The organism is Croceicoccus hydrothermalis, assembly GCF_022378335.1.
Lineage (GTDB): Bacteria > Pseudomonadota > Alphaproteobacteria > Sphingomonadales > Sphingomonadaceae > Croceicoccus > Croceicoccus hydrothermalis.
This window is the reverse complement of sequence record NZ_JAIQCI010000032.1, coordinates 42,511-64,671: the sequence shown is the minus strand read 5'-3', so window position 1 is coordinate 64,671 and position 22,161 is coordinate 42,511. Positions and strand designations below refer to the sequence as shown.

General features: G+C 63.4%; 16 protein-coding genes. 4 read left to right on the top strand and 12 right to left on the bottom strand.

The features are described 5' to 3' along the window. Positions 1–676 precede the first annotated feature (676 nt). From K4G67_RS14865 to K4G67_RS14835, 7 genes are all read right to left on the bottom strand, one after another. A complete protein-coding gene (locus K4G67_RS14865) occupies positions 677–3,514 on the bottom strand; it encodes a TonB-dependent receptor (protein ID WP_239807110.1) in 2,838 nt (945 codons plus the stop codon). 180 nt (positions 3,515–3,694) lie between these two features. Continuing rightward, positions 3,695–5,140, bottom strand: coding sequence for a glycoside hydrolase family 43 protein (locus K4G67_RS14860; RefSeq protein ID WP_239807109.1), 1,446 nt, complete (start codon positions 5,138–5,140; stop codon positions 3,695–3,697). A gap of 36 nt (positions 5,141–5,176) precedes the next feature. Beyond that, a complete protein-coding gene (locus tag K4G67_RS14855) occupies positions 5,177–6,226 on the bottom strand; it encodes an arabinan endo-1,5-alpha-L-arabinosidase (protein WP_239807108.1) in 1,050 nt (349 codons plus the stop codon). Next, positions 6,226–7,794: an alpha-N-arabinofuranosidase gene (locus K4G67_RS14850; protein WP_239807107.1), complete on the bottom strand. Its 1,569-nt coding sequence runs from the start codon at positions 7,792–7,794 to the stop codon at positions 6,226–6,228. Before K4G67_RS14850 ends, K4G67_RS14855 begins: the two co-directional genes overlap by 1 nt. A gap of 26 nt (positions 7,795–7,820) precedes the next feature. Further along, a complete protein-coding gene (locus K4G67_RS14845; RefSeq protein ID WP_239807106.1) occupies positions 7,821–8,747 on the bottom strand; it encodes a Gfo/Idh/MocA family protein in 927 nt (308 codons plus the stop codon). Between the two features lie 3 nt (positions 8,748–8,750). Beyond that, positions 8,751–9,746, bottom strand: a complete 996-nt coding sequence (araD1, locus tag K4G67_RS14840; protein WP_239807105.1) for an AraD1 family protein — start codon at positions 9,744–9,746, stop codon at positions 8,751–8,753. A gap of 77 nt (positions 9,747–9,823) precedes the next feature. Beyond that, entirely contained in the window at positions 9,824–11,347 is a 1,524-nt protein-coding gene (locus tag K4G67_RS14835; RefSeq protein ID WP_239807104.1) for an aldehyde dehydrogenase (NADP(+)), read from the bottom strand. 114 nt (positions 11,348–11,461) lie between these two features. Here K4G67_RS14835 and K4G67_RS14830 point away from each other — a divergent pair, with 114 nt between their 5' ends. After that, positions 11,462–12,220 carry a FadR/GntR family transcriptional regulator gene (locus tag K4G67_RS14830; protein WP_239807113.1) on the top strand — a complete coding sequence of 253 codons (759 nt, stop codon included), beginning with the start codon at positions 11,462–11,464 and terminating at the stop codon, positions 12,218–12,220. Positions 12,221–12,293: 73 nt separating this feature from the next. Here K4G67_RS14830 and K4G67_RS14825 read toward each other — a convergent pair whose 3' ends face one another. Next, positions 12,294–13,613, bottom strand: a complete 1,320-nt coding sequence (locus K4G67_RS14825) for a sugar MFS transporter (protein WP_239807103.1) — start codon at positions 13,611–13,613, stop codon at positions 12,294–12,296. Between the two features lie 155 nt (positions 13,614–13,768). Here K4G67_RS14825 and K4G67_RS14820 point away from each other — a divergent pair, with 155 nt between their 5' ends. The 3 genes from K4G67_RS14820 to K4G67_RS14810 all read left to right on the top strand — a co-directional run bounded on the left by K4G67_RS14820 (position 13,769) and on the right by K4G67_RS14810 (position 17,864). After that, positions 13,769–14,896, top strand: coding sequence for an aldose epimerase family protein (locus tag K4G67_RS14820; protein ID WP_239807102.1), 1,128 nt, complete (start codon positions 13,769–13,771; stop codon positions 14,894–14,896). Between the two features lie 46 nt (positions 14,897–14,942). Next, entirely contained in the window at positions 14,943–16,739 is a 1,797-nt protein-coding gene (locus K4G67_RS14815) for an IlvD/Edd family dehydratase (protein ID WP_239807101.1), read from the top strand. Positions 16,740–17,222: 483 nt separating this feature from the next. Continuing rightward, positions 17,223–17,864 (top strand): exopolysaccharide biosynthesis protein, encoded by a 642-nt coding sequence (locus K4G67_RS14810; RefSeq protein WP_239807100.1) that lies wholly within the window; start codon positions 17,223–17,225, stop codon positions 17,862–17,864. A 4-nt stretch (positions 17,865–17,868) separates the two neighbouring features. Here K4G67_RS14810 and K4G67_RS14805 read toward each other — a convergent pair whose 3' ends face one another. Genes K4G67_RS14805 through K4G67_RS14790 form a run of 4 tightly spaced genes read right to left on the bottom strand, consistent with a single transcriptional unit; the run spans position 17,869 to position 22,147 of the window. Next, complete coding sequence (locus tag K4G67_RS14805; protein WP_239807099.1) at positions 17,869–18,147, bottom strand: hypothetical protein; 279 nt, start codon at positions 18,145–18,147, stop codon at positions 17,869–17,871. A gap of 4 nt (positions 18,148–18,151) precedes the next feature. After that, complete coding sequence (locus tag K4G67_RS14800; RefSeq protein WP_239807098.1) at positions 18,152–20,740, bottom strand: cbb3-type cytochrome c oxidase subunit I; 2,589 nt, start codon at positions 20,738–20,740, stop codon at positions 18,152–18,154. Further along, on the bottom strand, positions 20,737–21,759 hold the full coding sequence (locus tag K4G67_RS14795) for a cytochrome c oxidase subunit II (protein ID WP_338026443.1): 1,023 nt from the start codon (positions 21,757–21,759) through the stop codon (positions 20,737–20,739). Before K4G67_RS14795 ends, K4G67_RS14800 begins: the two co-directional genes overlap by 4 nt. A 4-nt stretch (positions 21,760–21,763) precedes the next feature. Next, positions 21,764–22,147: a c-type cytochrome gene (locus K4G67_RS14790; protein WP_239807096.1), complete on the bottom strand. Its 384-nt coding sequence runs from the start codon at positions 22,145–22,147 to the stop codon at positions 21,764–21,766. Positions 22,148–22,161: the final 14 nt, after the last annotated feature.

The following is a 22,161-nucleotide window of genomic DNA, read 5'->3' as shown; positions in this document are numbered from 1 at the left end:
CGCTCCTAAGCTCGCTCATACGAGCGCCCTTAAGACCGGTCGTTCACCCGCCGGACAAGGCGGGGCTCACCGGATGGGTACGGTGAAGTCGCGATATCGGTCATCGGGGCGCCTACTCGAATTGGGTAGGAACACGCGAACGCAAAGCGCTTGCTTTCGATCCGTGGCTACCCGCGGCATTCTGATGCTGCACGGCACCGGCGCAAGCCGATCGTCAGCACATAGCGGCGAACCTTCCGCCCGGTGCCAAGGCGTTTCCGGCCTAAATCGCGCGAGCGGTACTGGCTCCTGCGATGGCCCCAAGCTTCGTTTCCGTATTCTGGTTAGGCGCCCCCGCCAATGCATGACGAAAGAGGCTTTCATATGCGTTCATATCGGCAAATTGACCGGCCGCCCGTTTACCCGATCGGGGAGAACGCTGCTGCCTCGCCTCTCGGTCCGTGCAAAAGACACGCTACTGCCGCGCAACCGGGGCACCAAAGCTATGCCCCGCTATCTACCGAAACGATAGCCGCCATCCAACGGGGTGATTGCGGATACGCAAACCCCGATAGCGGGCGATAAAGGTCGGTCCGCTCCCGGCGAAAAACAGACCTTGCGGTGAGGTGGCCGCGAATTGCGCGACGGGGGCGCGCCGGCCTGACCGACACGCCCCCGTTCCAGCATCCACAAACGATCAATCGAAGGTGAAGCGCACACCCAGCGCAAACGTGCGCGCAAGTTGCAGGGTGCCGAGATTGAACCGTTCGGGCCCGCCTGCATCCTCGAACTTGTAATAGCTCTGCTGATTGGATTTCAGCAGGTTCACCGCGTCGAAGGTGATGCCGATATTGTCGGTCGGTGACACGGTCAGCTGAAAATCGAGGCTGTCCTCCGGCTGATACCAGATGCCAATCGGGTTCGCGAACTGACGCGTTTCGTTGTTGTGAAGGAATTCCTCACGCCAGATATACGACAGACGCGTGCTGATCGGTCCCCGGTCATAGGCAAGGGTCGCGTTATACGACAGGTTGGAAACGTTGAAGAATTCCGACTGCCGCTCGCCGACGATATTGCCCGCCGAGTCGGACTGGGGAATGTTCTGATTCGAATCCAGAACCGTCAGGCTGCCGTTGAAACCCAGGCCGTCCAGGAAACCCGGAAGATAGGTTGGGAAGTAGGTCAGACCAGCCTCGACACCCTTCAGCACGCCGCTCGACGCGTTGACGGGGCGCGTGATCGCGAAGGTATCGGTGGCACCGGCCACGATATCATTGTCGGGAATGAAGGTCAGCGCCGTCAGGGGCACGACCAACCCGTCGATCTCACGCCGGAACGCGGTGACATAGATCGCGCTGTTCCGCTCGAAATACCATTCGATGGCTGCGTCGAAATTCTTCGAACGCGTCGGCTCCAGATCCGCGTTACCCGCCGTCCCGTTGCCATAACCAAGGTTGGTAAGATCGCCCGTCAGCGTATAGTTCGGGTTGAGATCGCCGAACGCCGGCCGCCGCAGCGTTTCGCCATAGTTGAAGCGAAGGCGAATATCGTCGGTCAGCTCGTACCGCGCGGTAAAGCTTGGCAGGAATTCTTCGGTCCCGGTGCTCGCACGGGTCAGCGACCCATTGTCGAGCCGGTCGAAGAAATCCGATTTCGTGGTGACGGCGACATAGCGCAGGCCGGCCTGCATCTGCAGCGGGCGACCGAAGATCTCGACCTCCGTATCAGCGAGCGCATAGGCCGCCATGCTGACCTCGTTGATGTCGAACACGCGATCGAGTTCGAGCGTGTCCGATGTCGGCAGACCGTAAAGCGCGCGCACCGTGTCGGCATTGTCCCTCAGGTAATAGCCATTCGCCACGACCCAGCTGCGCGGAACGTCGGCGAGACCATCCTGAAAATCGGAATTGTAGAACTGCGCATCTTCGCCGAGCTCGGCGAGCGTACCGCCGATCGGCGCGGCGTCCTGCGTCCGCGTAAACGTCGAGGCATCGCGATTGTCATAGCGGAACCCGGCCTTCACGCCGCGCAGGAAACCATAATCCCATTCATATCCGCCATCGATCTGCACGGTGAAGGCGCTGCCCTCGGAGCGGCCCGCACTGTCGTACAATTCGCCCACGTTCCAGACCGACGGGTCGCGCAACAGGGAATCGTCGGCGAAGTGGAACGAAGGAATATCGTCGCCCGCGTTGAAGTCGACCGTGATCTGATCGGCCGTGCGGGACACGCGCTGCGCGATGAAATCGGTTTCGTTCGTGCTGTCCTGATAGGCGATATCGGCGGTGATGAAGCCGTTCGTGCCGACATCCCATTGCCCGTTCAACGCATAGACGTAGCTGTCGGTGCTCGCCGTGCTGTAATCGCCGCTGTTAAAGCCGAACACGTCGTCCACGACGCGCGACTTGATCAGGTTGGTGCCGTCGTAAAGCTCGACCGGCCCAGGGTTGCCCCACCAGTCGACGAAGCTGAACTGCAACGAGTTGAACGTGTTGCCGCGGAAACCGGCATAGAAAACCTCGGCGGTATAGACCGAGCTGTTGTTGGGCTGCCACTGGACCACGGCATTGACGGCGGGACGTTCACGCTCGCCATAAAGGTCGGAGTTGAAAACCGCGTCGCGCGAAAGATAATAAGGCGTATCGACACCGTTGATCGACAGGGTCGAACCAGGCGCGGTCGGCAGGCCGGCATCCAGCCCCGGCTGCCAGTTTACGTTGCCCTCGCCCGGAAAAATCCGTTCCAGCGGCGCCAGACCCGAACCCGCGGGCGGATTTTCGGTCGCAAAGGGGATCAACGCGCCCGCCGTGGTCGACATGTTGCGATAATCGGTCTTGGCATAGCTTGCGTTGACGAGCACGCCGATCTCGCCAATGCCCGTTTCGAAACGATCGCTGATCAACAAAGCGACGTTCGGATTATAGCTGTCCGCCTGCTCGTTATAGATGCCGCGGGCCAGTCCGGAAATCGCGAAGCCGTCGAAATCGAGCGGGCGGCGGGTGCGCACGTCGATCTGTCCGGCAAGACCGGTTTCGATCTGGTCTGCGGACCGGGTCTTGTAGACATTGACCTGCTTGACGAGGTTCGCGCTGATATCCTGAAGCGCGAAGGACTGTCCGGCGGCGGTAAAGATGTTGCGGCCGTTCAACGTGGTCAGCGGATCGGGCAGGCCGCGAATGGTGACCGTGGCCGCCTCGCCGCCGGCGCGGTCAGTGACCTGGATGCCGGTAACGCGCTGCAATGCTTCGACGACATTATTGTCGGGCAATTTGCCGACATCCTCGGCGACGACGGAATCGACGATCTGCGTCGAGTCGCGGCGGACGTTCAACGCTCCGACAATGGATGCGCGCACGCCGGTGACGACGATGGGATTGGTGACGACCGGTTCATCGGCGACGGGCTGCTCGACAATGCGGGTATCCGGCTCTTCGCCGACCCCGTCATTGGCAGAGGTGGTCTGCGCCTGCGCGCTGGTCGCGAGGCAGATGGCCATGCACGATGCGGATGCGAATACGAACGGTCTGAACGCCATTGGGAAACCCCTCCTGTTACGGGCCGCTCTACGGCGACCATCCAATCAGGGACTTTTATTTGTAGGAGTAATTTTACGCAAGGAAAATTTCATCGCGGCGAATATCGGCGCATTTCCGATGCTTACGGCGCGTGTGGGCGGGCCAACTACCCAAGGTAGATGCCCCGCCCTGTTTCGGGCTTAGCTCACCGTCCACTGGCTTTGCGGCCCGCGCGACGATGCGAGGGCCAGTTTCCCATCAACGAAGCCGAGCGCCTTGCCGGGCATGCCGGGGATCGCGAATGTGACCGTGCCGTCGGTCGCATTCTCGATCCGCCTGAATTGGGCGCCGCGCCCGTTGCCGCCGATTTCTGACATGGGGAGCAGCCGCACGGATCCGTCGCCGCCGGCCACGAGCCTGTGATCGCGCAGCAATATGGGCGAGAGGCTCACATTGCCGTCCGCTTCGGCAATCGCGCGATATTGCGTCTGCGCCAGCGGTCCGCCGGCAACCAGCGGCCGCTCCGCCTGATGCGCGAGGAAGACCTGCGGTCGACCCACGGGCGAGAAGCGTTCCGGCAAGGGTCCGTTGCCGACCGGAACGCCGAAATCGGGCGAACCGTCCGGCTTGTAATAGAGTTTCTGCACGCGCGTGTGGCGGTCGGGGTTGAAAAGCGGATCCCCCTCGATCTCGCGATAATCGCGCCCATGATAGACGAGGACGTCATTGCCCGCCTCATCCGTGGTAAAGCTGTTGTGGCCCGGCCCGTAGACGGAGGTCGACACATTCGTCACGAACACCGGATCGGACGATTTCGTCCATGCGCGCGGGTCCATGATATTCGCATCCGCGTCCGCCGTAAGCAGGCCGAGGCAATAGCGGTCATCGGTCGCGCTCGCGCTATAGGTCATGAAGAGACGACCGTTGCGTTCGAGCACGGCAGCCGCCTCGTTGACCTTGAACCCGCGAATTTCCCAATCCAGCGTCGGAACCGTAAGCCGTGCGGCGGGCGCCGCCAGCGTGAGCGGCGTCGCGAGCGGGGCGATATACATGTTCGAGTTCGTCTCGATCCCCGGTTCGCGCTGCGCCCAAACGAAGTAGCGCGTGCCGCGATGCTGAAAAATGGTCGAATCGAGGTTGAAGCTGTCCCAGGGCGTCTTGAATTCGCCTGCGATGGTCCAGTTGCCGGACATCGGGTCCGCGCTATCGCATTGCGCGACATATGTGCGGATACGGAACACGTCCTCGCCGCCGCCGCTTGGCCCGGCCGCGAAATAGAAATACCAGCGTCCGTCGATCTGGTGCATTTCCGGCGCCCAGATAAATCCCGAAAGCGGACCGCTTTCCGCGTGCCGCCACAAGACGCGCTCTTCCGCGTCGGCAAGCCCGGCAATGGTGGATGCACGGCGCAGGACGAGCCGGTCATATTCGGGAACCGAGCCCGTCATGTAATACATGCCGTCTTCGTGCCGGAAGATTTGCGCATCGGCGCGGTTTTTCACCAGCGGATTGCGCGTCATGGACAGGCTCGACCGGTTACCGGAGGTCGGCCGCCCCGGCATGGCGACCCCGCCCGCATTGGTGCAGGCCATGGGAACGGCGGCGGCGGCGGCCGCGAAGGCCCGGCGTGATAGCGCAAGATTCATGTCAGCTCTCCTGTCGGGCCTCGACCCGGATCGTTATTATTTCAACGCGGTAGGCCATCCATCCGCGTCCCATACCAGCGGAGCGAGCCGCAGTTTCGGCGCGCCGTCCTGCTCCCGGTCATAGGCGTGATAGGTCACGTAGGTCGTGCCGTCCCGATCGGTAAAGGCGCCGGGGTGGCCCGGCCCGCGAAACCGTTCCTTCTCCTGAAGATCGGCACGCAGAAGTATCGTACCGCCGCCGTGCATCATCGAACTGCCATCCCGGCCGAGATAGGGCCCCGTAATGTCGCGCGACCGGGCAATGACGGTATAATAGGTGCTGTTCACGCCCTTGCAGCAATAGTCGTACGAGACGAGGAGATAATACCAGCCGTCCCGTTCGAAGATGAACGGGGCCTCGACCGGCGCCGGTCCGCCATCGGGTGCGGGCCTGCTCGCAATCGCGTGGAGTGGGGCACCGGCGGCAGGCTTTCCGGTTTCGGGGTTCAGCGCAACCAGCTTGATGCCGCTCCAGAAACTGCCGAAGGACAGCCATTGCCGCCCTTCGCGATCGACGACGAGATTGGGGTCGATCGCATTGTAATCGTCATTGGGCATCGATTGCACGACGCGGCCGCGGTCGGTCCATTTGTAATCGGGATCGTCCCGGTCCAACGTCGGACTGGTCGCAAGACCGATCGCCGACCGGTTCGATCCGAAGCTCGAGACCGAGTAATAAAGGCGGTATTGCCCGTTCACGAAGCTGATGTCCGGCGCCCACATGCCCTGGGCACCGGGAACGGCATCCTTCGTCCAGTCCGGCATGGCCGGCAAGGCGGAGCCCGCATCGGTCCACCGCAGGAGATCGGGCGATGTCTTGACCGAAACATATTCGCCGCCGGTCGCGAACTGATAATAGGTGTCGTCCTGACGGATTATCACCGGATCATGGGTGATGAGATCGCCGCTCATCCGGGGGTTCATCGGCTGCGGCTGTGCGTTGGCCGGCCTTTCCCCCGCGATCGCGCAGGCGCCCAGCGGCAAGGCCGACGCCGCGGCAAGCATTAGCCAGCCGTGCACCGCCAGCCTTGCCACCACGCCCGCCATCAGTTCAGCTCCAGCACGACGACCGATTTCGCCGGCAGGGTGACGGTGAGCCGGTCGCCGTTCACGCGCGCGCCGCGAAACGGCATGGGACGAACGGTTTGCAGTGCGTCGAACGTATTATGCGCATCGATCCGGTCGCCTGTAAGAATGCGGCCGGTCGCACGCGACGCCTTCGCCCCGTTGAGTGCGATGGTGACTGTGTTTTCCTCCGTCGCATCCGCATTCGACAGCGCGACATGCATCGTCCCGTCCTTCGCCCGCACGGCCGATCCGCTGACGGCGGGCAATTCATATTCCCCGCTGCTATAGGTCGGCGTATCGATCTCGATCGGCAGCACGGTGGCATCCTGCCACGGCTTGTACATTTCGAACACGTGATAGGTCGGGGTGAGCACCATGCGGTCCCCGTCGGTGAGGATCATCGCCTGCAACACGTTCACCATCTGCGCGATGGCGCTCATCCGCACGCGGTCGGCATGTTTTGCAAAGATGTCGAGGTTGATCGCCGCGATCAGCGCATCGCGCAACGTGTTCTGCTGCCGCAGGAAGCCGGGAGTCGTGCCCGGATCCTGTGCGTACCAGGAACCCCATTCGTCCACGGCCAGGAAAAGCCGCTTTTCCGGATCGTACTTGTCCATGATCGCGCTGTGCTTCGTCACCAGCTCGTCCATGTGCCACGCCCGTTCCAGCGCGTCGGCCCAACCGTTTTCGTCAAAGCCGACGGCAGGTGCGCGCGGCGGCCATCCGCCCGCGGGATGGACGTAATAATGCAGCGACACGCCGTCGAGCATGGGCGCCGCGACCTTCATCATGGTCTCGGTCCAGTTGTAATCGTCGACATTGGCGCCGGCGGCGATCTTCATCACCTTCGTACCCTCGGGCACCTTGACGAAGGTGGAATAGCGGCGCGTCAGATCCGCCGCATATTCGGGCCGCATGTTCCCGCCGCACCCCCAAAGTTCGTTGCCGACCCCGAAATAGGCCATATCCCAGGGCTCGGGATGGCCGTTCGCGGCGCGCTCTTCCGCCAGCGTTCCGGCGGGCGAGGTGATATATTCGACCCACTCGGCCATTTCCGCAGGCGATCCATTGCCGACATTGCCGGCGACATAGGCCTCCGCCCCGACCTGACGGGTCAGTTCGAAGAATTCGTGCGTCCCGACCGTGTTGGGTTCGGTCACGCCGCCCCAATGGGTATTGATCCGGGTCGGGCGTTCCGATTGCGGTCCGATGCCGTCGCGCCAGTGATATTCGTCGGCAAAGCACCCGCCCGGCCAGCGGATGACCGGCACGGAAAGATCGCGCAGCGCGCCCACGACATCGTTGCGAAAACCGTTGGTGTTGGGAATGGTGCTGTCCGGCCCGACCCAGAGGCCGCCATATATCCCGTTGCCAAGATGTTCGGCAAACTGCGTGAACATCTCCTTGTGATAGACGGGGCCTGGCGTGTCGGCGGCGATGGCGGCGCGCGTGGGTTGCCCGTTGGTGTCGGCAAAGGCGGCGTTCGACAGCATGGTCGCCGCCATCAGGATGGCTACGCCCCCCCGGCGGGCGGTTCGTTTCAGCATTGATACTCTCCCACAATATTCATTCTTCAATCGTAGAAAGGTTCGACCGCGTCCCTCCGGCCCCGCAGGAACGCGTCGGCAACCAGCCGGAGCGGGTCGATATCGACATCGCTGCGGCCGCCGCGGATAAGATTGGCGAAACGCGAATAGAGACCCGGATATTCCAGATCCTCGTTATGCTCAGTGCCGCTGGGCAGGGTGAGCACGGCACCCCCGTTGGTCAGTTTCAGCGTGCCGGCATCGGTTTCCACCGTGATGTCCCAGCTTTGCGGGCCGGTCTGACGCCAGTCGAGGTCCATATGCACCGACGCACCGCCTGTATCGTACATGTCGAGATCGGCCGCGATCGGCGCGGCGCGATTTTCCGGCAAGCTCAGCGTCGCCGTCTTGAGGAAGACCGTTCGCGGGAGGATATGCGTCACGATCGAAAGCGCATTGATGCCCGGATCGAACACGCCAAGCCCGCCCGGTTCCCAGATCCAGGCCTGACCGGGATGCCAAACCCGAACATCCTCGCGCCAGACGATGGAGACCTTTTCGACCTTCCGGTCGGAGAGCCATGCGCGCGCGGGCGCAACCCCGGCGGCAAAGCGCGAATGCCACGCCGCGAACAGGGTGACGCCGACCTTCTGCGCCCGTTCGCGGAGCGCGACGACTTCGCTCAACGTGGCGCCGGGCGGTTTTTCCAGAAAGACATGAACGCCTTTTTTCAGCGCGATGGTCGCCAGCTCGTAACGGACCTGCGGCGGGGTGCACAAGGCCACCGCATCGATCGCCGGCCCGTTTTCAAGCAGCTCCTCGAGCCGGGCGAAATGCGGCAGGTCGCAAGGGCCGGGATCGTCCGGGCTGACCGTGGCGGCGAGGCTGAAAGCCGAATTGCCGTCGATGGCGGGAAGATGCTGATCGCGGGCGATCTTGCCCACGCCCACGACCGCTATGCGAATAGGCTCCACGGTTCAGAGAACCATGACCGTCACCGGCGCGTGCTCCGCACGGGCAAGCGGGTTGGACAAGGGCAGGGAGAACGGCTCGGCGCTGATCTCGAACACATCGCCTTCTTGGGTCGTGACGCCCTCCGCAAAAGATAGCGTCGCCGTGCCGAAGAAATGGACATGCACATCGCCCGGCCGCTGGAACTGCGCATATTTGAAATGATGCTGTTCCAAATTGTGCAGGCTGTGCGACATGTTGTCCTCACCCGACAGGAAGCGCTTTTCCCACAGAACCTCCCCATCGCGCAGGATACGGCTCGTACCCTCGACATGGGAGGGCGGATCACCCAGCAACAGTTCCGCGCCGAGTGCGGCCTGGCGCAGCTTCGAATGGGCGAGCCAGAGATAGTTGTGCCGTTCGGTCACATGGTCGGAAAATTCGTTGGCGATCGCAATGCCGAGCCGATGCGGCGTGCCATCGTCGCCGATGAGATAGATGCCGGCCAATTCCGGCTCCTCGCTGCCGTCCTGCGCGAAATGGGGCATGGTGAAACTGTCGCGCGGGCCGATCAGCTGCGACCCGTCGCCCTTGTAGAACCATTCAGGCTGCTGCCCCGTCTCGCCTTCCTTCGGCTTTCCGCCTTCCAGCCCTTCGAGAAACATGCGCATGGAATCGGTGACGTCTTCCTTCGCCTGCGCGGCGAGGTGCATCTTGTTCCGCCCTTCCGCAGAGCCGAGATGCGTCAAACCCGTACCCGTCAGCAGCAGATGCGCAGGATCGGCATGATCCACAGGGGCCAACAGACGCCCCGCGGCCAGTTCCGCCTGCAAATCGATGTCCCGACCGCGCGTGCAGTTTTTCGCAGCATCCTTCAGCGTCGTGCCCGCCGCTATGGCGGATTTCGCCAGGTCGAGTACGGTCGACGTATTCTCCAGCACGAAAGCCTCGTCGCCCTCGGCCAGGATTACGCGCCGCGCGCCATCGTCGGCGCGATGCTGCAACAGTCGCGATCGGGTCATCAATTCGTTCCTCTCTGGGCGGCGGCCCGGATCCTGCCGGGCCGCCGCATCACGTGTTCAGGGATTGCCGCGCGGAATCAGGCCGGCTCGCCGTCGACCAGGCGCGGGACGCCGTCGCCGGCGTTCGCGTCGCGCAGTTCGGGCGGCAGCAGATCCTGTGGGATGTTCTGATAGCTGACGGGTCGCAGATACCTGTCGATCGCGAGGCTCCCGACCGAGGTCATGCGCGCATCGGTGGTCGACGGATACGGCCCGCCGTGGACCATGGCATGACCGACTTCGACGCCCGTGGGCCAGCCATTGGCGAGGATGCGCCCGACCCGGCGCTCCAGATGGGGGATCATGCGCCCGGCAATGGCCGCATCGGCATCATCCATGTGCAGGGTCGCGGTCAGCTGCCCTTCGAGGCTGTCGATGATGCGCACGAGCTCGTCCTCGTCCTTGCAGCGCACGATGAGCGAGGCGGAGCCGAACATCTCGGCCTGCAGGCTCTTGTCGGACAGGAACTTGTCGCCGGCGGTCTGGAACACGGCGGCGCCGCCGTGGGTCTTGTCGCCTTCGTCGCCCTTGGCGATTTCCTCGACCCCGTCGCATTGCGAAAGCGTATCGACGGCCTTGCCATAGGCATCGCGGATATTAGGCGTCAGCATCGTCTGCGGCGCGGCATCCTTCACAGCCGTCTGCGCGGCATCGATGAATGCGTCGAGGCCCTCGCCTTCGATCGCGAGCACGAGGCCGGGATTGGTACAGAACTGCCCCGCACCCATGGTCAGCGAACCCACGAACGCAGTGCCGAGCGCCGCGCCCTTGTCCTTGAGCGCGTGAGGAAGCAGCAGCACCGGATTGATGCTGGACATTTCGGCGTAGACCGGGATCGGAACCTCGCGCTTCTGCGCGAGCGACTGCAACGCAAGACCGCCAGCGCGCGAACCGGTAAAGCCGACGGCCGCGATGCGCGGATCCTGCACCAGCGCCGCGCCAAGCTCATTGGAAGGTCCGACAAGATGCTGGAACACGCCTTCGGGCAGGCCTGCGTTCCTGACGGCCTTTGCGATCGCGTCGGCCACCAGCGCGCCCGTCTGCGGGTGGGCCGGGTGGCCCTTCACAACCACCGGGCAACCGGCGGCGAGCGCCGATGCGGTATCCCCGCCCGCGGTCGAGAATGCGATGGGGAAATTGGACGCGCCGAACACGGCCACAGGCCCCAGCGGCACCATGCGAAGGCGAAGGTCCGGGCGGGGAAGCGGCGAACGGTCCGGCATGGCCGGATCGATGCGAAGCTGCTGCCATCCGCCGCGGCGTACGACGCCGGCGAACATGCGAAGCTGCCCGCATGTCCGGCCACGCTCACCTTCGATCCGGGCCGTGGGCAATCCGCTTTCGCTGGTCGCGGCGTCGACGAGCGCGTCGCCAATCGCCATGATCTGATCTGCGATATCCTCGAGAAAGGCGGCCCTGTCCTCACGAGTGGTGGCGCGATACACGTCGAATGCGTCCTGCGCCTTCTGACAGGCGACCGCGACATCGGACACGTCGTTGACGGCGATCGGGTCGCCGAAGGTTTCACCGGTTTCCGCCTTTACGGATTGGAACTGGGTCATAATATGTCTCCTTATTTACTCCGACATATTATGACTTCGGCCTAAACGCAACGTCGAATGTCGTCGCGCTTTGCGCAATGGCCTGCCTTGCGTTAAGCACGGTCGGTGACGGAAATGGTGGAAGATACGCAAGCTGTGAACAAATCGACGGTATCGGCAAAGCGGACGAAACGGGCACACGGGCCGGGTCGCCGGCTGCATGGGGCAATTGCGCATCGTCTGGGCACCGATATTCTCGCCGGGAAGTATCAGCCCGGAGATATACTGTCCGGCGAGGTCGCATTTGCCGAGGAACTCCACGTTTCGCGCAGCGCCTATCGCGAGGCCATACAGGTGCTCACGGCGAAGGGGCTTGTCGCCAGCCGTCCCAAGGCGGGCACGCGCGTCCTCCCGCGCGAACGCTGGAACCTGCTCGATCCCGATGTGCTGGGCTGGGCCTTTGCCGGGGAGCCGGATATCGCATTTGTGCGCAGCCTTTTCGAGTTGCGCCTTATCGTGGAGCCTTCGGCCGCGAGACTGGCGGCGGAGCGCCGCGAAAAGACCGAGCTGACCGCGATGAAGCTGGCGCTGACCGGGATGCGCGAACATGGCCTGATGACCGAGGCGGGCCGTTCGGCCGATCGCGATTTCCATACCGCCATCCTGCAAGCGACCCGCAACGACGCATTGATCGTGCTATCGGCAAGCATCGGCGCTGCGGTCAACTGGACCACGCAGTTCAAGCAACGGGCAAGAGCCTTGCCCCGCAATCCGATCCCCGACCACGCGCAGGTTTACGACGCCATCGCGGCGCAGGATGCCGATGGCGCTGCGGCGGCGATGACGGTCCTTGTCGAACTGGCCCTCGAAGATACGCACGGCTCGATGGAATAGGCCCGCCACGCCATACGAAAAAGGGTCGGCGCGCGACGCGGCCGCCCCTTCCCCAAGACAGGACGGAGCGAATTCAGCCGGTCGATTGCGCCAGCGGTTCGTGCGCGACCGCATGGGTCGGCTTGCTGCCCCACAGGGCATAGAACAGCACGTAAAGCTCGCATGCCGCCGTCAGCAGGAACGAGTTCTGCAGGCCGTAGCTGTCGGCGATCCAGCCCTGAACCACCACCAGCGCACCGCCGGCGATCGCCATCACGAGAAGACCGGAACCTTCCTCGGTAAGCGAGCCCAGCCCCTTGATCCCAAGCGTGAAAATCGTCGGGAACATGATGGAGTGGAACAATCCGACCGAAATCAGGGCCCACATCGCCATGGGTCCGGTCAGGAACACCGTCGCGACCATGACGACGAACGCCCCGATCGATGCGACGGCGAGCACATGCGCCGCGTCGAAACGCTGCATGATGGCGGAGCCTGCGAACCGGCCGACCATCATGCCGGCCCACAGGAGCGTGAGATAGCGACCGGCCTGCTCATTGGTGAGATTGGCGATATCGGGGCGGCTGACGAAGTTTACGAAAAGATTGGCGACGCCGATCTCAGCAATGAGATAGATGAAGATCGCCGGCACCCCGAAGACCAGGTTCCGGTGCTTCCAGAGCGAGAGGGATTTGCGTTCATCCTTTGTCGCGCGGCGGTTCGACGATCCCATGTCGGGAAGCGGAAAGCGCCAGATCACGATGGCCAGCACGACGAGCACCGCAGCCACCAGCCCGTAGGGTAGAATGACCGATTGCGCATCCGCAAGCCGTTCGGCCGGCGTCAACACCGTGCCCGCCTCGACCGTTCCGCCCCGCGTGCGGCCCAGGATAAGGAAGGCGCCGAACAGTGGGGCCAGCATGGTACCCGCAGAGTTCATCGCCTGCACGAGATTGAGCCGGGACGACGCCGTTTCGGGCTTGCCCACTACCGCGACATAAGGGTTGGCGGCAACCTGCAGCAAGGTGATGCCGCTGGCGATGACGAAGAGCATGAACAATGTCACACCATAGGAGGGTATGCTGGCCGCGAGCATCATGCCAACCGCACCCGCGGCCATGATGCCGAGGCCGCAGACCAGCGAATTCTTGTAACCGACCTTCTCGATCAGCTTTGCCGAGGGGATGGAAGCGACAAAATAGGCGATGAACCAGACCGATTCGATCAGCGTCGTCTGCGTATAGTTCAGATCGAAAACGCTGCGCAGATGGGGAAGCAGCGTGTTGTTGATGACGGTGATGAAGCCCCACATGAAAAACAGGCTTGCAAGCAACGTAAGCGCCGGGCCGTAGCGCACGACTTTCCCATCGGCCGAAACCGCGGCAGGCGCCGCGTCCGGTTGGTTTGCATTCATCTTATCCATCTCCTCATGCTGTAAAGATCTTGACCGATCTTTCTTGCAATGGCTTTATTTGTCGGACTATATGCAGTTCGCACCGCGCGTCAACGCGTTAGACGCGGCCTGCGTAAGAATGGACCAAGGGAGTGTTGGGTATGGTTGGATACCGGATGGCTGCAAATGTGCTCGCCGTGCTGGCACTGGGCGGCGCCAATCCGGCCCTCGCCGCCGAAGCCGAGCGCGAGATTGCCGCAACGCTGGACGACGGCACGATTGTCGAGGCCGTCACCCTGTCTGGCGACAACGGCGTGTCCGTGACCCTTCTCAGCCTCGGCGCGACATTGTGGAAATTCATGGCGCCCGATCGCGACGGTGTCATGGCCGACATCACGATCGGATCCGACGATATTCAGTCGTACAAGACCCGTCCCAATTACTGGGGCGTGACGGTCGGCCGTTTCGCCAATCGCATCGATGGCGGGCGCTTCACCCTCGACGGCAAAACATATCAGCTTCCCACCAACGATGGCGAAAACACGCTTCATGGCGGCGGCAATGGTTTCGACGTGCAGAACTGGACCGTGTCGAAGGTCACGCAGGGCTCGAAAGCGCAGGCCGTTTTCACGCTCGTGAGCGAGCATGGCGATTCCGGCTATCCCGGCCGGGTCGAGGCCCGGACCACCTATACGCTGGACGATGATGGCGCCCTGACGATCACGTTCGATGCGAGTACGGACAAGCCGACGATCATCAACATGACGAACCACGCATTGTTCAACATGGCGGGACAGGGCGCCCCGCAAGGTGCGATGGACAACATCCTTACCATCCCCGCCGCCCGGTACACGCCCGTCACCGAGAACCTGATCCCGACGGGCGAACTGCGACCGGTCGAGGGGACGCCCTTCGATTTCCGCAAGGCGAAGCCCATCCGGCAAGGCTTGCGCGATGGCGGCAATCAGCAGATCGTCTATGGCCGCGGCTTCGATCATAATTTCGCGCTCGACAAGGGCGTGACGCGCCGCCCCGAACTCGCCGCAAGGCTGGAGGACCCCGTATCGGGCCGCGTTCTCGAAGTGCTTTCGACCGAGCCTGGGGTACAGTTCTATTCCGGCAATTTCCTCGACGGGACTTATGTCGGCAAGAACGACACGCTCTATCGCATGGGCGACGGCATCGCGCTCGAACCGCAGAAGTTTCCGGACGCCCCGAATCAGCCGGATTTCGCGTCGGCGCGCGTCGATCCGGGCAAGCCTTATCGGCACGTGATGGTCTATCGCGTGTCGGTGGCCCGCTGATCCCCCATTTGCACCAACCGTTTCCTAAACGTGAGAGATGTCGATCGTGACTGACAACAAAAAGCCGGCCCTTCGTTCCAGGGCGTGGTTCGACAATTCCGACAACATCGATATGACCTCTCTTTATCTGGAGCGGTATCTTAATTTCGGACTTTCGCTCGAGGAACTGCGCTCCGAGCGTCCGATTATCGGTATTGCGCAAACCGGCAGCGATCTTTCGCCTTGCAACCGTCACCATATCGTGCTGGCGCAGCGTATTCGTGAAGGCATTCGTGAAATGGGCGGCATCGCCATCGAATTTCCCGTCCATCCCATTCAGGAAACGGGAAAACGTCCGACCGCGGGATTGGACCGCAACCTCGCCTATCTCGGGCTGGTCGAGGCGCTTTATGGCTATCCGCTCGACGGCGTCGTGCTCACGACCGGGTGCGACAAGACGACGCCAGCGTTGCTGATGGCGGCGGCGACGGTCAACATCCCGGCCATCGCATTGTCGGTGGGTCCGATGCTGAACGGCTGGTACAAGGGGCAGCGGACCGGTTCGGGCACGATCGTGTGGAAAGGCCGGGAACTGATGGCCAAGGGCGAGCTGGACGAGGACGGCTTTATCAAGCTGGTCGCATCGTCGGCCCCGTCGACCGGATATTGCAACACGATGGGCACGGCAACAACGATGAATTCGCTTGCCGAAGCGCTGGGCATGATGCTTCCCGGCTCGGCCGCGATCCCCGCCCCCTATCGCGACCGGCAGGAATGCGCCTATCACACGGGCAAGCGCATCGTCGAAATGGTGCACGAAGACCTGAAACCATGCGACATCATGACGAAGGAGGCATTCCACAACGCCATCGCGGTCAATTCCGCAATCGGCGGGTCGACCAATGCGCCCATCCATCTTGCCGCCATCGCGCGCCACGCCGGCGTCGATCTCCCCCTGACCGATTGGGAGGATGTCGGGCATGCGATCCCGCTTCTGGTCAATCTGCAGCCGGCGGGCGAATATCTCGGTGAGGATTATTACCACGCGGGCGGGGTGCCCGCCGTCGTTGCGCAGCTGATCGAAAAGGGCCTGATCAACGCCGATGCGATCACCGCGAATGGCAAGACGATCGGCGAAAACTGTCGCGATGCCACGATCGAGGACGATCGCGTCATCAAGCGTTTCGACGACGCCTTGCTCAACAATGCGGGCTTCCGCGTCTTGACGGGCAATCTGTTTGATGCGGCCATCATGAAGACCAGCGTGATTACCGCGGCCTTCCGCAAAAGCTATCTTTCCGATTCCGACGACCCCGACGCGTTCGAAGGCGAGGCGGTCGTATTCGACGGGCCGGAAGATTATCACGCGCGGATCGACGATCCCTCGCTCAACATCACGGAAAACAGCATTCTGTGCATTCGCGGCACCGGACCGGTCGGCTATCCAGGATCGGCGGAGGTCGTCAACATGCGGCCCCCATCCTATCTGATCCGGCGCGGCGTCGACGCATTGCCGTGCATCGGCGACGGACGCCAGTCGGGCACATCGGGAAGCCCGTCGATCCTGAATGCCAGCCCGGAAGCGGCGGTTCTGGGCGGGCTGGCGATCCTGCGGACGGGCGATCGTCTGCGCGTTGATCTGCGTGCCGGACAGGTCAACGTGCTGATCCCGGATCAGGAGATCGAGGAGCGGCGCGAGGCGTTGAAGGCGAAAGGCGGGTACGAATATCCCGCATCCCAGACGCCCTGGCAGGAGTTGCAGCGCAAATTCGTCGGACAGATGGACACTGGCGCCATCCTGGAAGGGGCCGAGCAATATCAGCGCATCGCACAGACGAAAGGCATCCCGCGCGACAGCCATTGATCGGCGCGCCGGAATCGATCCCATCGCGCACGGATCGGGTCGTGAGATAGCGCACCCGTAAGATCTGCCAATGGGATCTGGTCGGAAACGGTCGCGATTCGCGCAGGATAGTTTCGCCATTACCCGGGTGCCAGCGTGGGTTTACCACGATAGCCCCGGCCCGACACGGCGTTTGCATGTGGAAACCATGCGTACGGCCGGCGGGCGTGCCAGCTGACCCCGCCCCCTTTAGGCGCCGCGCGGATCGACGGGCCGCATAATGCCCGTCGCGCCGCAGACTGTGCAGGCCTGCCATGCCATCCCGGCATTTGGGCACCACCTTAAGATGTCGAACGGATAGGCACCGATGCCGATGCCGTCCCTCGCCGCGCGGGTCGCCGCGATCGGACCCTTGACAGGCTTTCGCAAGACCTCGACGCTCGAACTTTCTTGCACGGCCTGTTCCCACGTATAACCATCCGATCGGCAAAGGAGAACGCCGCGATGAACACCGGGAATACGGGAGAAGACACGGGCGAAGAGGTCCATTCGGTCTGTGAAATCCTCGCCGCGCTGCGCAAGCTGGCGGACCGGCAGGACGAGGTTTCCATCGGCAATGTCCTCGATACCATCGGCGACAGGTCCTATGGCCCGGCGATGATGCTCCCCGCAATGATCGAGATCAGCCCGGTCGGCGGGATCCCCGGCGTTCCGACCTTTCTCGCCACGATCGTCGCGCTGGTCGCCGCGCAATTGCTCATCGGCAAGGAGCATCTGTGGCTTCCGCAACTCGTTCAGAAGCGCGCGATTTCGGGCGGCAAGCTCCACAAGGCCGCGGACAAGCTCGACGGGTTGGCGACATGGCTGGACCGGTGGTTCCACGGGCGCATGCCGCGTTTCGTGACCGGCATCTGGCCGCGGATTGCCGCCGCCATCGTGATTCTCCTGTGCCTGACGGTGCCGCCGCTCGAATTCGTGCCGTTTGCCAGCACCGCGCCGATGGCCGCCATCATCGCATTCGGCCTTGCCCTGCTCGTTCGCGACGGCCTGCTCATGCTCATCGCGCTGGGGGTCGGTGTGGTGTCGATCGGCGCCGGGCTCGGCTTTGCAGGAAGTAGCGACCTGTTCGGCGGCAAGTCGCAATAGCGCGCTATCCGAAAAGGGCGGGCAGCACCGTGAACACCACGCCGGTGGCCGCAATCGCGATGCCGAGCCGGGGCACGGCGCGCATCGGCCCCGCCCCGGTCCGCCGCCACAGCCATGCCATCGCGAACAAGGCAGGCAGCGCCAGACCCGCCCCGATCACCCGCGCCGCAGGGTGCCCCGGAAAGATGCTGCTCCCCGCCCATGCGAGCGAGAAATGCGCCGCCCATACGGCGAGTGCGAGCGCCGGGGTCAGCCAGTCGACGTCGTTGCGATAATCCGCCACCCGTTCAGCCCCCCGGAAACAGTCGCACGACCAGCGCGATGACAAGCCCCTGCACCGCGGTATAGCCGATGAAGCGCACCACGATGTCGAGCGTCACACTCGACGGCGCGACGAGCAGCCCCCTGCCGCTGCGATAGCCGAGATAGAGCGCCATGAGGCCCGCAATCCCCACGGCGCAGGCCTGAAACGCGAGCAGCGCGAACACGGTCGCGCCCTGCCCGCTTGCCGCGGGATCGAGCCCGGCACCCCGCCACCCGGTCCAGTCCCACCACCCCGCGCCGCAGAGCAGCGCCGCTGCGACAACCGCCATCAGCCATGGGCCCTGTCCCGGAAATTCGCCGCGCGCCTTCGACGCCAAGATCCGCCGCGACAGCCACGCCGCCACAAAGGCCGCGACCAGAAGCGCCGCGATGCCCGCTGTCTGCAACACATCCGGCGGTGCGATCCAGAATTCGGGATTGATGCCGAAAAGATAGAGATAGCTGAACAGCGCCATGAACACGATCATGCCCATCACCACCATCACGGTATTGAGCGCCCACCACCAGTGGGACGATGGCCCGGTGATGGCGATCGGCACGGTAATACCGCCGCCGATGTCGGCATGGTCCTGTTCGATGGGACGGTCCGTTTCCCACAGCCAGCGCAGGATGCAGGCAACGGCAAGCACGCCGCTCACCGCCGAAAACACATAGGCCTGCACCGTGAGCGCGAGGAAGAAGCCCGCGGTGAACACCGCCGATGCCACCGGCCATGCCGATGGACCGGGCATGAGCTGGATATATTGCGGCTCCGCATTGATGGGCGAAGTGATCAGCGTTTCGCGCAGGCCCGTCGCGCTATTGGGCAGGAAATAGCGGCCCGCGGCCACATCGTCGCCAAGCTCCGGATCGTCCCAGAGCGGCTCCCGGCTTTTTACCAGTGGGATCGAACGGGTCGAATACATCCCGGTCGGCAACCATTCCAGCGTGCCGCCGCCATAGGTATTGCCCGCGTCCTCGTCCGTGGTGAACCGGAACCGGCGCGCAAGATCGTAGAGGAACAGACACACCCCCGCCGCAAGGACGAACGCGCCGATGGTCGATACAAGGTTCAGCCATTCCAGACCCCGCCCCGGCAGATAGGTATAGACCCGGCGCGGCATCCCCATGAACCCGGTAAGATGCATGGGCAGAAACGTGATGTGCAGGCCCGTAAACATAAGCCAGAACACCCATTTCCCGCGCCGTTCCGACAGCGCGTTCTTCGACGTCATTCCGTTCCAGTAATAGAACGCGGCGAACATGGGAAAAACCATCCCGCCCAAAAGCACGTAATGCAGATGCGCCACGATGAAATAGCTGTCGTGCGCCTGCCAGTCGAACGGGACCATGCCGACCATCACGCCCGTGAGCCCGCCCATCACGAAGATGACGATGCTGCCCACGATGAACAGGGCAGGTGTCGACCACCGGATGCGCCCCGCCGCCAACGTCGCGATCCAGCAGAACACCTGTATCCCGGCGGGCAGGCTGACCGCCATGCTGGCCGCGCTGAAATACCCCGTCGATACGCGCGGCATGCCGGTCGCGAACATGTGATGCGCCCACACGCCAAAGCTGATGAACCCCGTCGCCACCAGCGCCAGCACGTTGAGCCGGTAACCCACCAATGGCGTGCGCGCGACCGTCGCGACCATCATGCTCATCAACCCGGCGGCGGGCAGGAAGATGATATAGACCTCCGGATGGCCGAAAAACCAGAACAGGTGTTGCCACAAGAGCGGATCGCCGCCGCGCGTCGGATCGAAGAAGGGCCAGTTGAACGCCCGTTCGAGTTCGAGCAGCAGCGTACCGAGAATGACGCTGGGAAAGGCGACGACGATCATCACGGCAAAGACCAGCATGGCCCACGCGAACATCGGCATCCGGTCGAGCGTCATGCCCGGCGCGCGGGTGCGCAAAACGCCCACGATGATCTCGATCGCGCCGGCAATGGCGCTGATCTCGATGAACCCGATGCCGAGCAGCCAGAAATCGGTGTTGATCTCGGGGCTATAGGCGATGGAGGTGAGCGGCGGATACATGAACCACCCGCCATCGGGCGCAAGGCCGACGAAAATGCTCGCGAAAAAGCACAAGCCCCCTACGCAATACGCCCAGAACGCATAGGCCGACAGCCGCGGAAACGGCAGGTCGCGCGCGGCCAGCATCTGCGGCAGCAGCATCACGCCGATCGCCTCCACCATGGGGACGGCGAACAGGAACATCATCACCGTGCCATGCATGGTGAAGAACTGGTTATAGGTATCCTGCGGCAGGAAATCCTGCATCGGCGCGGCAAGCTGCACCCGCATGCCGAGCGCGAGCACACCGGCCAACAGGAAGAACAGGAACGCCGTCGCGACGTAAAAGAAACCGACGTAATTGTTGTTGACGACGGTCAGCAGACCCCAGCCCTTGGGGTTGTCCCAGATCTTCTCCAGCTCCTCGACCTCCCCGTCGGGGCGCGGCTCGCGGGTCGGGAACCGGGCGTAGAGATCGTGGTCGAAGCCTGTTTCGGACGCGCGCCCGGCCATCGCGTCGCGAGTGCTTGGCCGCGATATATCGCTCATCGCTGCTCTTCCAGCCAGATCGCGATGGCCGTCAATTCATCGGCCGAAAGCATGTCGTAACTCGGCATGCGATTGCCCGGCTTGATCGACTGACTGTCCCCGATCCACCCGATCATCGTGCCGCGATTGTTCGGCAGGATGCCCGCGCCCAGCGTGAGCCTGCTGCCGACATGGGTGAGGTCGGGGCCGGCGATGCCGTTCGCTTCGGTTCCCGCCACCCGGTGGCATGCCGCGCACCCGCTTTCCATGAACAGGGCGCGCCCGCTCGCCGCGATCGGCGCATCGCTCGCCCGTTCGGCGGCGGCAGGGCGAAGCGCGGGAACGGTGCCGGGCACGTCCTGCTCCGCGATGGTGGGGGGCGCCATGCGCCGTCCGCCGGCCCACGCGCGCCAATCCGCAGGGTCGTGCGCCACCGTGACAAAACCCATCAATGCATGCGGCCCGCCGCAGTATTCGGCGCAGACCCCGCCGAAACGCCCGGCGCGGTCCGCCTCGATCACCAGCGCGTTGGTGCGGCCGGGGATCATGTCCTCCTTGCCCGAAAGATTCGGCACCCAGAAGCTGTGGATCACGTCCTGGCTATGAAGCTCGACCACGACAGGCCGGCCCACCGGAATATGCAGCTCGTTCGCGTCGCGCCTGATCACGTCGCCATCGGGGCCGAGATATTCGACGTCGAACCACCACATGTAGCCGGTGACCCGCACCCGCATGGCACCGCCCGGCACCGGCTGCGTCAATGACGACGTCAGCCACAGCCCCCACACCAGCAGGGCGGTCAGCACGACGCCGGGAAAGGCGACCCCGCCGATCCACACCAGCGTTTCGCCGCCAAGCTTCGCCTTCAACCGCGCAGGGCCGCGGATCGCCACGTAAAGCGCGGCGACCACGATGCCGGTGACGACCACCCCCATCGCGAACAGCGCCCAGGCCAGCACGACGATATCGTCGGCATAGGGCCCGGCGGGGTCGAGAACCGGCGGCGGCCAGCCCCACCAGGCATCGAAGACATCTGTCACGCTCTTATTCATCGTCCAGACCATAGAGATAAGCGGCCACATCGCGAGACTCTTCTTCGCTCAATGGCATGGCGGGCATGGTGGAGCCGGGTTTTGCGCGCGGTGCATTGCGCACGAATGCGGCAAGATTGGCGGGCGTATTGGGAAGCGCACCGGCAATGAGGCCGATGTCCCGAAATCCGTAGAGCGAGGGGCCGGTGCGCCCCTGGGGCCAGCCGATGCCGGGAATGGCATGACACGCGCCGCAACCGACCCGTTCGATCGCCGCGCGCCCGCGTGCGACATCCGCATCGTCGGGCACGTATCGCGGGCCGGGCGGCTGCTTGCACCCGGCGAGACAGGCGCAGAACAGGACGCACAGCGCGATGGATGCAGATGCGCGTTTCACGATGATACCCCCAT